The sequence below is a fragment of the Methylomonas rivi genome (assembly GCF_024505165.1).
GTDB lineage: Bacteria > Pseudomonadota > Gammaproteobacteria > Methylococcales > Methylomonadaceae > Methylomonas > Methylomonas rivi.
In genome coordinates this window covers 1-15,137 of the sequence record NZ_JANIBK010000094.1, presented here as the reverse complement: position 1 = coordinate 15,137, position 15,137 = coordinate 1, and the positions used below count along the sequence as shown (strand labels likewise).

General features: G+C 52.3%; 9 protein-coding genes. 1 reads left to right on the top strand and 8 read right to left on the bottom strand.

Features of this window, described 5'->3' with window-relative positions; all coding sequences use genetic code 11:
* The 7 genes from pbpC to NP596_RS14850 form a co-directional block, all read right to left on the bottom strand.
* A partial coding sequence (gene pbpC, locus NP596_RS14880) for a penicillin-binding protein 1C (RefSeq protein WP_256616171.1) occupies positions 1–2,005 on the bottom strand: 2,005 nt, incomplete at its 3' end.
* A 62-nt stretch (positions 2,006–2,067) separates the two neighbouring features.
* Positions 2,068–5,079 (bottom strand): ammonium transporter, encoded by a 3,012-nt coding sequence (amt, locus tag NP596_RS14875; protein ID WP_256616172.1) that lies wholly within the window; start codon positions 5,077–5,079, stop codon positions 2,068–2,070.
* Positions 5,080–6,149: 1,070 nt separating this feature from the next.
* Positions 6,150–6,947 (bottom strand): VPLPA-CTERM sorting domain-containing protein, encoded by a 798-nt coding sequence (locus tag NP596_RS14870; RefSeq protein ID WP_256616170.1) that lies wholly within the window; start codon positions 6,945–6,947, stop codon positions 6,150–6,152.
* Between the two features lie 479 nt (positions 6,948–7,426).
* Entirely contained in the window at positions 7,427–7,669 is a 243-nt protein-coding gene (locus tag NP596_RS14865; RefSeq protein WP_256616169.1) for a type II toxin-antitoxin system MqsA family antitoxin, read from the bottom strand.
* Positions 7,670–8,378: 709 nt separating this feature from the next.
* Positions 8,379–9,419 carry a hypothetical protein gene (locus tag NP596_RS14860; protein WP_256616168.1) on the bottom strand — a complete coding sequence of 347 codons (1,041 nt, stop codon included), beginning with the start codon at positions 9,417–9,419 and terminating at the stop codon, positions 8,379–8,381.
* Between the two features lie 3 nt (positions 9,420–9,422).
* On the bottom strand, positions 9,423–10,106 hold the full coding sequence (locus tag NP596_RS14855; RefSeq protein ID WP_256616167.1) for a TSCPD domain-containing protein: 684 nt from the start codon (positions 10,104–10,106) through the stop codon (positions 9,423–9,425).
* Between the two features lie 120 nt (positions 10,107–10,226).
* The gene (locus tag NP596_RS14850; protein WP_256616166.1) at positions 10,227–12,377 is read right to left on the bottom strand and encodes an adenosylcobalamin-dependent ribonucleoside-diphosphate reductase; all 2,151 of its coding nucleotides are present in this window, start codon (positions 12,375–12,377) and stop codon (positions 10,227–10,229) included.
* Positions 12,378–12,820: 443 nt separating this feature from the next.
* On the opposite strand from NP596_RS14850, the gene NP596_RS14845 reads away from it, so the two are divergent.
* Positions 12,821–13,150, top strand: coding sequence for a hypothetical protein (locus NP596_RS14845; RefSeq protein ID WP_256616165.1), 330 nt, complete (start codon positions 12,821–12,823; stop codon positions 13,148–13,150).
* A gap of 46 nt (positions 13,151–13,196) precedes the next feature.
* On the opposite strand, the gene NP596_RS14840 is transcribed toward NP596_RS14845, so the two are convergent.
* On the bottom strand, positions 13,197–15,137 hold a 1,941-nt coding region (locus NP596_RS14840), incomplete at its 5' end, for a DEAD/DEAH box helicase (protein WP_256616164.1).

Sequence of the window (15,137 nt, the reverse complement as noted above, 5' to 3'; positions counted from 1 at the left end):
CGGGCGGTATGTCGCGGCGCACGCCGGCCTGCCGGAAAGCCTCCAGCTCGTCGCTATCCCAAAACTCGGCCACCCGGGTTTCGGCTTGGCCCGCATCCTCCGGGCATTGCCGCAAGCCGGTGCCCGGATTGATGCGGATCGGCCGATGCAGCGTGCAGCTTTTGATGGGAGAAATACCCGGAATAACCCAGCCAGACTTGCTATGGGGGCACCATTGCGAAACGGCTTGTCCGGACAACGTGCAAACCTCGATTCGCTTCAAACCCGCCGGCGGCGGCTCGGCGGCAGCCACCGGGCGTTCGATGGCTATGGCTTCGAGGATATCGAACAACAAGGGCCCGGCCAAATCGCGCCCCACCAGATGACTGTTGGGGCTGCCGTCGAAATTGCCCGCCCAGACGCCGACCAGCCAATCCCCCATCATGCCGATGGCCCAGGCATCCTTCAGGCCCGACGAGGTGCCGGTTTTCCAGGCTACAATCTGCTGCTGCCCGAAACTGCGGCCGCCGAAACTGCGTTGCGGACGCGGATTATTGTCCAGCATTTCCCGCACCAGAAAAGCCGCTTCCGGCATCATCAACGGCCGGCCCAAGTCGGGTTCGGCATCCAGCAGCCAGCGCAAATTTTGCAGCCGGCCGCGATTGGCCAGCAAGCCGTACAGCCGCAATAAATCCTCCATGGAAATTTCGGCGCTGCCGATCGCCAAACTCAAACCGTAATTGGCGGCCTGTTTGGGGATGGCAATACCGGCCTGCAACAAAAACTCGTGAAAGGTCGGCTTTTCCAATTGCGCCAGCAAACTGATGGCCGGAATATTGCGGCTGCGCACCAGCGCATCGGTGGCCGACAAGGGCCCGTAGAAATTGCGCTCGAAATTTTCCGGCTGATAGTAGCCCATGCGTAGCGGCGTATCCTTGAGCCGGCTATCCGGCGTAATCAGCCCCTGCGCCATGGCCTGGGCGTAGATGAAGGGTTTCAGGGTAGAACCGGGCGAGCGCGGCGCTTTCAGGCCGTTGACGAAACCGTGAATTTGCCGGTTGAAATAATCCGCCGACCCCAGATAAGCCCGCACCGCCATACTGGGCGCATGCACGACCATGACGCTGGCATTCACCACGCCCTGCGCGCGATGCTGGCGCAGAAAGCCGGCCAGCAAGGTCTCGCAGAGCGATTGCAGGGTGCCGTCCAGTGTCGAAACCAAGGTCGACGCTTCCGGATATAAGCCGTGCAGGCGTTCGGCAAAATGCGGCGCGGCAAACGGCAACTCGTTTCGCTGCCGAAACCACAAGCGCTCGAAACCGGGATCGTTGCCGTAGGCCATCCGCCAGGCTTGCCGCAAACGCTGGCGGGCGGCTTGATGCATGGGCGCACGGGCGGCGGGATTTTGCGGAATCAATGCCAGGGCCCGCGCTTCGTCCCGGTTCAATTCGCCGGCCGGCTTGTGAAAATATATCCAGGCCGCCGCGCCGACGCCTTCGATATTGGCGCCGTAAGGGGCTAGATTTAAGTAGGCCTCCAGCAATTCGTCCTTACTGAACTGCCGCTCCAGCCACAGTGCGTAAGCCAGTTGCCGCAACTTGCCGGATAGGCTGCTAGTTTTCAACCGCCAACGCTGCCGGGCCAGTTGCATGGTCAGCGTCGAAGCGCCGATCCAGCGCTCCCGCACAATCAAACTGCTCCAGGCCGCCCGCAGCAGCGATGCCGGATTGATGCCGGGATGCCGGTAAAACCAGCGGTCTTCGTAATGCAGGGTCGCGTCCGGCAACGCCCGCGGCAATTCCGCCAGAGGCGTCCATAAGCGGTACTTTTCGTCGGAGGTCAGACTTAAGCGCAGCAAGCGGCCGTCGCTGCCGGTAACTGCGTAGGAGCCGTTAGCGCGATTGACCAGTAATGGCCGGGGCGTGAAGCCAAGCCCCAACCAAATCAATAACATCGCCAGTAGCACGGCCAATAGTGCGAGTCCGCCCGGTGACAGCCGTTTCAAAGGTTTAACGATAACGCTCATTTGTTTCGGATTGTAATGCGCAAAGACGTTGACAGCGTAGCGTGAACTTTTTGGCAGGCAATCTATGAAGTCGTTACGGAAGCGACCGAGGCTAAAAGGGTTGGGATTTGCTCGGCCGCAACTGCTTTGCTGAAATAAAAACCTTGATACACATCGCATTCGTGTTGCTTCAGGAAGGCCAGTTGTTCGCCGGTTTCGACGCCTTCGGCAACGATTTGCAAACCTAAACTTTTCGCCAGGGTGATAATGGCAATACATATCGCGGCGTCATCGTTACGCGAATCGCACTCGCCGATGAATGAACGATCGATTTTGAGTATATCGATTGGAAACTTCTTCAGATAACTTAGCGAAGAATAGCCGGTGCCGAAGTCGTCAATGGATAATTTAATATGGGTTTCCTTGAGTTCCTTCATCGCGGCAATGCTTTGTTCCGTATTACCCGTCAAAACGCCTTCGGTAATTTCAAGTTCTAATAAATCGCTGCGAATAGCGTATTTTTGCGTGATATGTTCTACAAAAGGCACTAAGGATTGATCGTGCAAATGCCGGCCTGAAATGTTGACCGCAATAGGCACCAGCGGCAGACCTTGCTGTCTCCACTCGGCTAATTGGCGAGTAGTTTCCGACAACACCCATTCGCCAACATCGATAATCAAATTCGATTTCTCGATAATCGGAATAAATTCAGCGGGTGAAATCAAGCCATAAGCGGGATGTTGCCAACGAATCAGCGCTTCAAAACCAACAATTTCATTGGTTTCGCATGAGACTTTTGGTTGATATTGCAAAAAGAACTCATTGTTTTTAATTGCATTTGCCAGCGCGGCTTCATAATGGAATTGTTGTTGCGCCGTTATTTCCATATCGCTGGTAAAAACCCGATAGATATTACGGCCGGCTTCCTTGGCTTGATACATCGCTAAATCGGCATGCTGTAACAGGCGGTCCGCATTAATAGAGCCGTTATCCGATAGCGCGATGCCGATACTGGTCAGCACGGTTAAGGTATTGCCGGTTAATTGGACCGGCTTACGCATGACGTCGAGAATTTGTTGCGCTTTGTTTACGGCATTTTTTTCAGTGAGATCGCCCGACAATACCACAACAAACTCATCGCCGCCCCATCGACCCACAAGATCGTGTTCACGCGTTACCTCGGATAACCTGGACGCAACCGCGCATAGCAGCTCATCGCCCGCTTTGTGCCCCAAGGTGTCGTTGATTTTCTTAAACTGATCCAAATCCAAGAACATCAGCACTACCGTCCCTGACGTTTTACGATGAAAATTAATCCGTTGTTCAAGGTTGGACATGAAATAGGTGCGGTTATAAAGACCGGTTAACGGATCGTTATAAGCCAATAATTTCAGACGGTTCTGTAATTTGATTTGTTGGGTAATATCGCGAATATGCAGCGTATATTCAGTATTTTTATCTTTTATATCGGTTGTTTGCGTGACAACAACCTCGGCGGTGAAGCATTGGCCGTCATAGCGCGTTAGTTCTGTAATATTACGTCGTCTTAGCACGAGATCTTCACTGACGGTAAAACCTTGCGCCAAACTTTGTAATGCCATTTTTCTGGATTTTTCCGCCATAAAGACGGTGAAGAAATTACGATTTAATACTTGTTTGAGACTCACGCCAAAACATTGTTCGGCGGCCGGATTAAATTCCTGAACCTCGCCGCGATTATTGATACTGACAATACAATCCATTGCCGCATCCAGAATTGCACCCTTGCGATACTCGCTTTGTTTAAAGGCAAAAAACGCTTCATCCCGCTGTTGAATTTCTTCGTTCACCTTGTCGATAACGCGATTATATTGTTGCGCGATTTGGCCGATTTCCGTGAAAGGTTCCACCGGAACTCGAAGGGAAAAATCGGCTTGCCGCTGCTGATGATTCATCGCGGATAACAAATCGAACACTTCCGTTGTCACCTGATGTTCCGCCACATTGAGACCGATAAGTTCCGATTTTTCCGTAACCCGCAACGGATGAAAATGGTTGATCAGCCGCAATATCGCAAACGCCGTGATAAAACTATAGGCACCAATAGCGACGATACCTGTTAGTTGTGCTTGCAGTTGTTCTAACATCGATAAGCCCGTGCCCAATTTTTCGGCATCGCCGAACAATGCCACGGCCAGTGTTCCCCATATTCCCGCAAATAAATGCACGGGAACCACGCCGATGGCATCGTCGATTTGCCTGCTCTCCATCCAGCGTTCACCATAGAACACGATAATGCCGGCGATAACACCAATCACCAGCGCGGACGAGACGCTGACGGCATGGCAGTTGGCCGTAATCGCCACCAAGCCGCCTAACACGCCGTTCATAATATGCACCACGTCGATATAACCGTCCGCTATATATTTTAGCGAAGTAGCCGCAATGCCGCCCCAGCAGGCGGCGAGACAGGTATTTAACAAAATCGCCGGCACGGCATCGGTCCAGCCCAAGGTGCTGCCGCCGTTAAAGCCGAACCATCCGAACCAAATCAACATACCGCCTAAAATCGCCATCGGTAAATTACTGCCCGGAATACGTCTGCCGCTAACATCGTAGCGTCCAATGCGCGGACCTATGATCAGAATGGCCGCCAAAGCCACCCAACCGCCGACCGCATGAACAACGGTCGAACCGGCAAAGTCGACAAAGCCCAATAATTCCAGCCACCCGGTCGCCTTGCCGGAAATGATGCCCGCCCATGCCCAGTGGCCGACCCAAGGATAAATCAACAGCGTAATCGTTATGGTCAACAAAAGGTAACCGCTGTAGGTCATACGCTCGGCTATGGCGCCAGAAACCAATGTCGCGGCGGTGCCGCAAAACATCATTTGAAATAAAAATGTAGTGATAAGTAAGGGACCGGCGCCTTGGCCAAAAAAAAAGTAGGACGTGCCGAAAAAACCGGAAACACTATCTCCAAACATGATGGCAAAACCGACAGCCCAAAATATGGTGCTGGAAACGACAAAGTCGCTGATATTTTTCGCGGCGACATTAATGCTGTTTTTACTTCTGACTAACCCGCTTTCCAAACAGAGAAACCCTGCCTGCATGACAAACACAAGCATGGCGGCACATAAAATCCAGAGTATATCCATAAGCTTAAGTAGCCAGTTGCTCTATGGTTAATGTTGGATTCGGTTATACGCGACAGCCTACTAAAAAGCTATCAAGCGAAGTAAGCGCGATTAAGACACACAGACCGACCCCGTTAGCCGCTTCGAAAAAACACGACTCCCTCACAAAAAAGGCCGTCGTAAAAACCCAAAACGTTTACGTTGTTTGCAAAAACGATCTCCGCTTGCCGGATATTGGAAGTCGCGTTGCCACCGTATCGGTTACGCGACACACCCAAGCGACAGTGTTCGGATTTGCCGGAAACGGAAAGCGTGAACGCCAAGATCGAAAGTATCGCGGAATTAAACGCTATTCATGCAAGCGTTTAATTCCGCGCGAGCACAAAGCATACCCACCCGGCTGACAATCCGCTTCGAGATAAACAAACATTAGTTTTTCAGAACGGCGTGGAAGGTCGGAACAATCCGCATGGACAAGAATTATCCCCCTATTCCGCTTGAAACAGCGTATAACTTTGAAATCGGATTATTTAATCCGTTGGTGTTCACTGGCATACAGGCATCATTTCCATTAATTTCAAGCAAAACCACCCACCATTTGGAGTGAACGCCATGAGCAAAGCTCAAAAAAGCAATAAAGAAAACAAGAAAGAACCCGCATTAAGTCCGAAAGAAAAGAAAGCTGCGAAAAAAGCCAAGAAACAATCCAAGGATTTTTTATGAATGTTAGCCGGGTAACAGCGGAAAAACCGGATTAGCGAAACAAGTTTATTCCTGCCGATTATCGGTATCCATTACGATCCGACCTTTCCGAGCGAGACGGTGTTAGCCCCCCCCCCTATACCGCGCCGGGCACAGGAGGATTTGAACGGAGAAATCGGCGGGATAGCCGATTGGCAGGGGCAGCACCCAAAGGGCGAAAACCGGGGAGGGTTTTCGTAGCGAAAGACGCGGTTGCCGGTCCGCGAACCGGCGTTAAATCGGGCTTCGCGGTAGCGAAACAAAAAAAATCTTTTAATTAAAACATGCGCCCGATTGCGCTAACGCTAATCGGACCTACGGCCCTGCCTGATTCTACGCGGGAAGCGTTGCTTGGCGGACATCCCGGTAATGCCCAAGCCGCTCAGGAATAACCAAACACTGGCTGGTAAAGGTACGCCACTCACCTGAAAATCGACTGCCACTTCGCTTAATCCGAGACTGGCGCCGTTGATTTTATAAACCGGAAAAAATGTTTCGACCGGGTTATAACCAATGATGACTTCCACTTGCCGAGTCTCGTAAATGGGCGTTTGACCGATGATGTTTCCAAATTCATCAAGTTCCGGCGTGTAACCAATGATTTCTTCGACCGTTTGATAAGCATATACAGGTACTTCAACAATCCCACCCGGCGCGTCATAGAGATAGTAGCTTTCCGAATTTAGTTCAAGCGCTCCTGAGAGGGTTAATTGCGGAAGCGGCGTCGTTGAGCTGTAAATAGAAGCATAGGGACCAGTAGGACCGAATTCATTAAACGCATAACCGCTATTGGTTATCCGATGATCATCAATCCGAAACCCTGGTTTTGCATTCACGTCGATTATTGCCGAATAGGATACAGACGCAAAAATCGGCGCTGGCGAATAACCATCGAAAGTTTGGCTGTCGATAGCAATTGACAACGAAGGATGAAAGAGCAGTTGGTTACCGATGACTTCCACGTTCCCCATGTTGTAAAGGTTATCCGTGTCATAGCTAAAAATCAGCGAGTCGCCTTGCAGGGAAACCAATTCGGCGTTGACAGTCGAACTGACTGCAAGAAGACCGACCAGCGGCAGACAATGTTTAATGCAAAAACTCATGAGAAGCTCCTTAAAATTAGCTGAAAAAGCCCATGGGATTGCAAATCCCTGGCTAGTTTGCGTGTGCTTCCCCCGTGGTTCATCAATATAACACCGAGAGAATCATTCTCAAAAAGCCGGGATACTTTACCCTACTGCCGCGCCGGGCAGCGGAGGGTTTGAACGGTTCGGCCCGCAGAGACGCGGCCGCCGGTCCGCGAACCGGCGTTAAATCGGGCTTCGCGGTAGCGAAACAATATTCTTGCAAGCTTTTAATTCCGCGTGGGCACAAAAACCGTGCCCACCCTACCCATCTGCAACAATCGTAGGCCATATTGTCGCGATAGCGGTTATGTGGCAATTAACTCAGAAATGTCAGGTAACGCTATCGCGCAACCTGACCTACCGTACTCGGGGAGAAATAACGGGACAGAACCTCTTGTCAAATTTAACGGTGATTAGTGGAACACCGGGCAGGTATTCAAACGTATAAATTCGACCTATTGATTTTGTAAAAAACGCCGTATTTGAAATTGCGACGATTGGCTCATCGGTGAACGAGCCTGTTCGAGAAGCGAAGCAAAGATATGATCTTCGAAATATTCTTCTCCACAATTATTACAGACTTTCGCAGGAACATTTTTGAATACCAAAACTGTTTCGCCAAACTCGAATGTAATGCTGGCGAAGTCGTCTGTCATCATGCCCAATTTGCAAATCACACACATCATCGGCGTTTTCATAAACGAATTCCTTTGCAAAGCATCCGCTCCCCTGTTTTCCTAGTTACCACGCACTGCGTGGTAACTCAGATTCGCCGCGCTGCGGCGAATTGCACCGCAGCGCGGGCAAGCTGAGGGTTCCCACGCAGCGCACTCATCGTTATACACAAGTATCGTCATGCCCGCAGGACGCGGGCATCCAGTGCCATGGATGGTCGCCTCAAGCTATCCGTGCAGCCTGGATTCCGGCAATCCCTGCCGGAATGACGGGTATCAAACAGAGATGTGTATAACGATGAGCGCAGCGCATGGGAACCAGAAACATCAGAGATACGTCGCGACGACGGCAAAAAAACGCTGCGTAAGCAGCTATACCGATTCACGCGAAGCGGATACAAAATCCCCCTGATGCCGCGCCGAGCACCGGAGGGTTTGAACGGATCAGCCCGCAGGGGCGATGCAGGGAGGCATCGCGTTTTTCGTGGGGGCTGGGAAGCCCCTTCGGAAAACCCCGTTCAAAGCCTTCGGCGCGCAGGATTAACGCGGCATGGGGTGGCCTTTTCTTTGGATACTTTCTTTTGGCCACGCAAAAGAAAGTATCGCGGTTGCCGGTCCGCGAACCGGCGTTAAATCGGGCTTCGCGAGAGCGAAACAAGTTTCATACAAGCTTTTAATTCCGCGTGGGCACATAAACCGTGCCCACCCTACGAGATGACATCGCAAAGCGCATTTATGGTTTATGTTCAAGTAGCCCTAATTTTTTCTCTAATTGCCTTATCTGTTGGAATTCCATTCGTAGATGTTGATGAATATTTAGCGCTGGCTCTGACAACCCTTCTTTATCTTCTGGCACTACAAAATCAATCACGCCACCTTTTTCGATAAAATTAACTAAGTTTTTTACTGATTTGTCTAGGGCATTAACTTTATCACCCTCGCCATTTTCTTTTAAATTTAATTTAGTAATGACACTTTTTGTGATTTCTTCAATACCAAATTCCTTTTCTTTGTCAGCTTCATGTTCTAATTGAATAGCGAGCTGGTCATTTTGTAACTTCAGCCCACGCAATTCTTCTGCTTTCTTTCTTATATCTAGAACCTTTTCTGCGATTTTTAGCGCCGCCAGAATAATTCCACTCGTTGTAGCTGCTATTTGTGCAATTACTGCTAACTCAATAACAATAGAACCTTTTGTAGCACCTACTATTTTAATTTCTTCCGGGGGCAAGTTATGGGCCATCGCCACTCCTCTTCCAATGTCATACCATATGCCTGCCCAGCTTTTAAAATCTACGACGTTACTCATGGATGCATCGCCAGTGAAGCTAACGCGAATTAGTATTTCATTTTCACTTTCATATTTTTCTTCGTTTACGCAACCAATTAAACCGGTTTGTATAAGGCTTGATTTATTAATTCCATCATTTAATTTATCAAGTATTTCCTGGGTTTTTTGAGCAGAGGTTGCAACATCAATAACATTTCGATACAAAATATCTTCGACTGAATGAACCCCAAATTCACCAACAGCACTACCTATTCCTAAGGCATTTAGTAAATCCAATTGATCCTTTGTTAGCTGCCATAAAGAAACATTCCGAATGGATTCAATCAATATTGTTTTATCTGCTTCAAGTGCTGGTTTATGTTGATTAGGATGTGCGTGTTGTTGGATTAGCGACACCAGTGTTTGATATTTTTGTGGTATCTGAGTATCTACAATCTCTCTATTTATCCATCGAGTAAGGGCTATTAATTCGGATACGTTCATAAATCACCCACACTTGCTCTCCCCACAATTCAAACAAGTCATACACCCATCCATCAACACCATCGCCTTGGTGGAACACTTGTTACACAACACCGCCTGCTCCGGAAACGCCGAACTGTCCGTTTCGCCGTGCTGGGCTTCGAATTCGGCGCGTTTTTCGGCCAGAAACTGTTGATGACGGTCGCTGAGTTTTTCCGGCTTGATCATGCCGATGTGTTTCATGTGGGTTTCTATGGCCGAACCGATTTCCGCTACCAAAGACGGCATGAACACGCCGCCTTTTTTGAAATAGCCGCCGCGCGGGTCGAATACCGCTTTCATTTCTTCCACCAGGAAGGTGGCATCGCCGCCTTTACGGAACACCGCCGAGATAACCCGGGTCAGGGCCAGCACCCACTGGAAATGCTCCATGTTTTTGGAGTTGATGAAAATCTCGTAGGGCCGGCGTTCTTCGTGGGCGGTGCCCAGGTTCAGCACCATGTCGTTGATGGTGATGTACAGGGCGTGCTCGGATTGCGGGGTTTTGATTTTATAGGTGGAACCCAGCAGCACTTCCGGCCGCTCGACGTTTTCGTGCATTTCCTCCAACGAGGGTTTTTCGGCTTCCGCGGGGGCCGCCGTTTCGCTGTTGTCCTTGGTCAGCACTTTGTAGCCGACGATTTTTTTGTTGATTTTGTGTAGGGTCATGGGTATTCCGTAATCTGTAGGTTGGGTTTACCCGCAGGGCATAAAAGCGTAGCGTAACCCAACATTAAATGCCGTCGGGTTGGATTACGGCTAGCGCCTAACCCAACCTACATTTTTTTATCAAAACTTGCCGTAATAGCCTTCTTTCAAGGCGTCGAACAAATTCGCGGCGCTATGCACTTCGCCGTCGTATTCCACGTCTTCGTTGCCTTTCAGTTCCACGACGTGGCCGTCTTCCAGCGTGAATTGGTAGGTAGTGTTTTCCAGGTCCGCCTCTTTCACCAGCACGCCTTGGAACACTTCCGGATTGAAGCGGAAGGTGGTACAGCCTTTCAGGCCCTGGTCGTAGGCGTATTCGTAGATGGACTTGAAGTCTTCGTAGGGGTAATCGGTCGGCACGTTGGCGGTCTTGGAAATAGACGAATCGATCCAGCGTTGCGCGGCGGCCTGAATGTCGACGTGCTGCTTGGGCGTGACTTCGTCGGCGGCGATGAAATAATCCGGCAATTGTTGATCGGGATCTTCGCTGTAAGGCATGGCTTCCGGATTGACCAGGTGGCGGTAGGCCAGCAATTCGAACGAGAACACGTCGATTTTTTCCTTGGATTTTTTGCCTTCCCGAATCACGTTGCGCGAATAATGATGGGCAAAGCTGGGTTCGATGCCGTTGCTGGCATTGTTGGCCAAGGACAAGGAAATGGTACCGGTGGGGGCGATGGAGCTGTGGTGGGTAAAGCGGCAGCCCACTTCCGCCAGCTCGTCGACCAATTCAGGCAACTCTTGTGCGACTTTTTGCATGTAGCGGCTGTATTTGGCGTGCAATACCTTGCCTGGCACCCGGTCGCCCAGTTTGTAGCCATCGGCTTTCATTTCCGGGCGTTTGTGCAGCATTTCGCCGGTCACTTCGAACAACTGTTCCATGATCGGCGCCGGGCCTTTTTCCTTGGCCAGCTCCAGGCCGGCTTTCCAGCCTTCCAGCGCCAGTTCCTTGGTGACTTGTTCGGTAAATTGCAGCGACTCTTCGTTGCCGTATTTCAAACCCAACATGGTGATGGTGGAACCCAGCCCCAGGTAACCCATGCCGTGGCGGCGCTTGCCGGTGATTTCCTCGCGCTGTTTTTCCAGCGGCAGGCCGTTGATTTCCACCACGTTGTCCAGCATGCGAGTAAAGATACGGATGGTTTTGCGGTAGGCATCCCAGTCGAAACTGGCATCCTTGCCGAACGGTTTTTCGACGAAGCGGGTCAGATTGATCGAACCCAGCAAACAGCTGCCGTAAGGCGGCAAGGGTTGTTCGCCGCAGGGATTGGTGGCGCGTATGTGTTCGCAGAACCAGTTGTTGTTCATCTCGTTAACCTTATCGATCAGGATGAAACCGGGTTCGGCGTAATCGTAGGTCGAGGACATGATGATGTCCCACAGGCGGCGGGCCGGCATCACTTTGCTGATGCGGCAGGCCACCAGACCGGCCTCGTCGACTACATAGCCTTTTTTGTTTGGCAAATCGCGCCAGACCACTTTGCCGCTGTCCGCCAGATCGATTTGATCGGCGCTGCATTCGCGTTCGGTAAGCGGAAACGACAGCGGCCAGGGGCGATCGTTTTTCACCGCTTCGACGAATTCGCTGGTAATCAGCAAGGACAGGTTGAACTGGCGCAGGCGGCCGTCCTCGCGCTTGGCGCGGATGAAGTCCACCACGTCCGGGTGGGCGACGTCGAAGGTGGCCATTTGCGCGCCGCGGCGGCCGCCGGCCGACGACACGGTAAAACACATCTTGTCGTAAATATCCATGAACGACAGCGGGCCGGAGGTATAAGCGCCGGCGCCCGACACGTAGGCATCGCGCGGCCGCAGGGTGGAAAACTCGTAGCCGATACCGCAACCGGCTTTCAGGGTCAGCCCGGCTTCATGCACCTTGGCCAGAATGTCGTCCATGGAATCTTCGATGATGCCGGATACAGTACAGTTGATGGTGGAGGTGGCGGGTTTATGGTCCAAGGCGCCGGCATTGGAGGTAATCCGGCCGGCCGGAATCACGCCCTTACGTAGCGCCCACAAAAATTCCTTGTAATGCTTTTCCTGCAAGGCCTTGGTTTTTTCGACGTCGGACAGCGCCTTGGCCACCCGTTTGTAGGTGTCGTCTATCGTGGCGTCGATGGCAATACCGTCCTTGGTCTTTAAGCGGTATTTGCTGTCCCAGATGTCCAGCGAGGCGCTTTGCAGCGGAATTTCGGCATTATTCGGCGTCACAACTTGAAGTTTTGCGGTCATGTAAGGTCCCTTGGTCTGATGTGTTGTACGGTTCAATTGCGGCATCCGTTAACAAAACAGCCTAACGCCTTGATGTGCAATCGATTTAACGCGGAAGACACCGCAACGGCTAAAATACCGTATCTAGTGCTTATGCGGAAATATTAGCACAATATATTGTGCTGTCGAGGGAGATTTTTTAACAAAACGTTCAAGCCGGGCGCTTACTTTGTTAACTCAAGGAGTTAGCGGCGAGATTTAATTTTGAGCGGCAATTTTTACCGCCACGGAAAATCCGCCGGGTGGATTGCTGTTTGCCGCCGCCCAACCTTGGTTCGGCATTACCCGGCTTAAGAAATGGCTAAGATTGCACGGTAAAATACAATTGCCCACGCGCCGGACAGGATCGACAATCCGGCTTGACCGGCAAATCGGCTAACGACTATTTCATCACCGAGGCAAACATGACTACTATTTACAAAACATTATTATCCGGCGGTTTGTTGCTGGGTTTCGGACTGGCCCAGCCTTGCTTCGCGGGCGCCAACACACCGCGCATCGACCAACGCCAGGAAAATCAAGATAGACGCATCGAACAGGGCCTGGAATCGGGCAGCTTAACCCACCGCGAAGCCAACCGCCTGGAACATCAGCAAATGCGCATCGAGCATCAAGAAGCAGCCGCCAAAGCGGACGGCATTGTTACCAAAACCGAACGCGCCCGCTTGACGCATCAACAAAACAAGGCCAACCGCAACATCGCGCGTAAAAAACACAATCTAAGACAGCCATGAGCCCTAGCGAAAAAATCCGGCGGTTAGGCCGGCTTTTTTCGCCCGTTTAGCTATCGCCTTTCATCAGACTCAACAAATCGTCCGTCGACATCTTGCCGCTGATGTCGGCGCCGTCCAGCAAGCTGTCGGCCAGATCGCGTTTGTGGCTGTGCAGGGCGACGATTTTTTCCTCGATGGTGTTTTTGGCGATCATCCGGTAAATGGTCACCGGGCGCTGTTGGCCCATGCGGTGCGCCCGGTCGGAAGCCTGGTCCTCCACGGCGGGATTCCACCACGGGTCCATGTGTATCACATAATCGGCCGCGGTCAGGTTCAACCCCACGCCGCCGGCTTTCAGGCTGATCAAAAACAACTCGCCCTCGCCGCGCTGGAAGGCGTCCACCCGCTTCTGGCGATCCTTGACCGGGGTGCCGCCGTCCAGATATTGATAAGCAATCCCGCGCTGTTCGATGTAAGCCTTGATCAGCTGCAAATGATCGACGAACTGGCTGAACACCAAGGCTTTGTGTTTGTTATCCAGCAATTCGTCGACGATTTCGCCGAAGGCCGCCAACTTGCTGCTGGGCAGTTCAAGGTCGGCATTCACCAAACGGGTATTGCAACAACTGCGGCGCAATTTGGTGATGGCGGCCAAAATTTGCAGCTGTTTTTGTCCAGGCGGTCCGTCGGCGCTGCTTAACATGGCAATGCTGTCGCGGCGCAGGGCTTCGTAAAACACGTTTTCTTCCTGGCTGAGCTCGACATAAATCGGAATTTCGGTACGCGGCGGCAGCTCCTGCAACACCTGGGTTTTGGTGCGGCGCAGGATAAAAGGCTGAATCAGTTTTTTCAGCTGCTGCTTGGCCTGCACGTTGCGGTCGCGCTCGATAGGGCCGGCGAAGCGCTGATTGAATTGTTCCATCGAGCCCAGCAAGCCGGGGTTAATGAAACGGAACAGGTTCCACAATTCGCCCAAGTGGTTTTCCAGCGGCGTACCGGTCATGATGATCTTAAACTCCGCCCGCAGATTCATCGCCCCTTGCGAACGGCGGGTGGCGATATTCTTGATCCATTGCGCTTCGTCGAGTATCGCGGTCTGAAACTGGATGTCCGCCAGCATGTCGGCGACTTGTTCCTGCTGCAGCAAACCGTAGCTGCAGATCATCACATCGAACGGCCGTAAATTTTCCAGCAAGCGCTGGCGGTCGCCGGCCCCCAGCACCATGGGATTCAACGTGGGTGCGAAACGGCGGGTCTCGTTTTCCCAATTGGCGCACACCGAAGTCGGCGCCACGATCAGGCTGGGGCCGGCGGGCGCCCGCTCCACCAGTAAAGCCAGACCCTGCACGGTTTTTCCCAGCCCCATATCGTCCGCCAGACAGGCGCCGACGCCCCATTGCGCCAAACGCGCCAGCCAGTTGTAACCTTCCAGCTGGTAATCGCGCAATTCGGCCTGAAAAGTGGAAGGTACCCGCGGCCGGTAATCGCGGGCCTGCTGCAGGCGCTGGATATGGTTTTGCCAATGTTTATCGGCCTTGAAGCCGGCTTCGTCCCGCCAGTCTTCCAGCGTCAAGGCCGCCAACGGATTCAGCCGTACTTTTTTGCCGCTGATGTCCGCATAGGCTTTCAGGTCTTCCAGGCGGCGGCGAAATTCGTCCGTCAACGCGATGAACTGGCCGTCTTTCAATTGCAGAAACCGGCCTTGCCGATTGTCCAGCAAACCCAGCAACTGCTGCATGTCGATGACCGTATCGTCGTTGACCTTTAATTCGCCCTGCAGGGCAAACCAATCGTTGTCGCGCTTGACTTGCACGCTAAAACCGCTGCCGCCGGTCTGTCCCAGTACCTTGAAGCGCACGCCTTCCGGCCATTCCAACAAGGCCTCGGTCTCGGGCAGGGCCTGAGCCTGCAGCAAGAACTCCAGACAGGCTTCCGGGTGTTCCAGCAGCCAATCGCCCGCCGCGTCCCGTTCGGCGTCCCGCAAGGCCGGGCAGGCATCGATCGCGGC

Excerpts from the sequence above, each read along its gene's own strand:
- amt (WP_256616172.1), bottom strand. The coding sequence starts at position 5,079 with ATGCAGGCAGGGTTTCTCTGTTTGGAAAGCGGGTTAGTCAGAAGTAAA.
- NP596_RS14870 (WP_256616170.1), bottom strand. The coding sequence starts at position 6,947 with ATGAGTTTTTGCATTAAACATTGTCTGCCGCTGGTCGGTCTTCTTGCA.
- NP596_RS14865 (WP_256616169.1), bottom strand. The coding sequence starts at position 7,669 with ATGAAAACGCCGATGATGTGTGTGATTTGCAAATTGGGCATGATGACA.
- NP596_RS14860 (WP_256616168.1), bottom strand. The coding sequence starts at position 9,419 with ATGAACGTATCCGAATTAATAGCCCTTACTCGATGGATAAATAGAGAG.
- NP596_RS14855 (WP_256616167.1), bottom strand. The coding sequence starts at position 10,106 with ATGACCCTACACAAAATCAACAAAAAAATCGTCGGCTACAAAGTGCTG.
- NP596_RS14850 (WP_256616166.1), bottom strand. The coding sequence starts at position 12,377 with ATGACCGCAAAACTTCAAGTTGTGACGCCGAATAATGCCGAAATTCCG.
- NP596_RS14845 (WP_256616165.1), top strand. The coding sequence starts at position 12,821 with ATGACTACTATTTACAAAACATTATTATCCGGCGGTTTGTTGCTGGGT.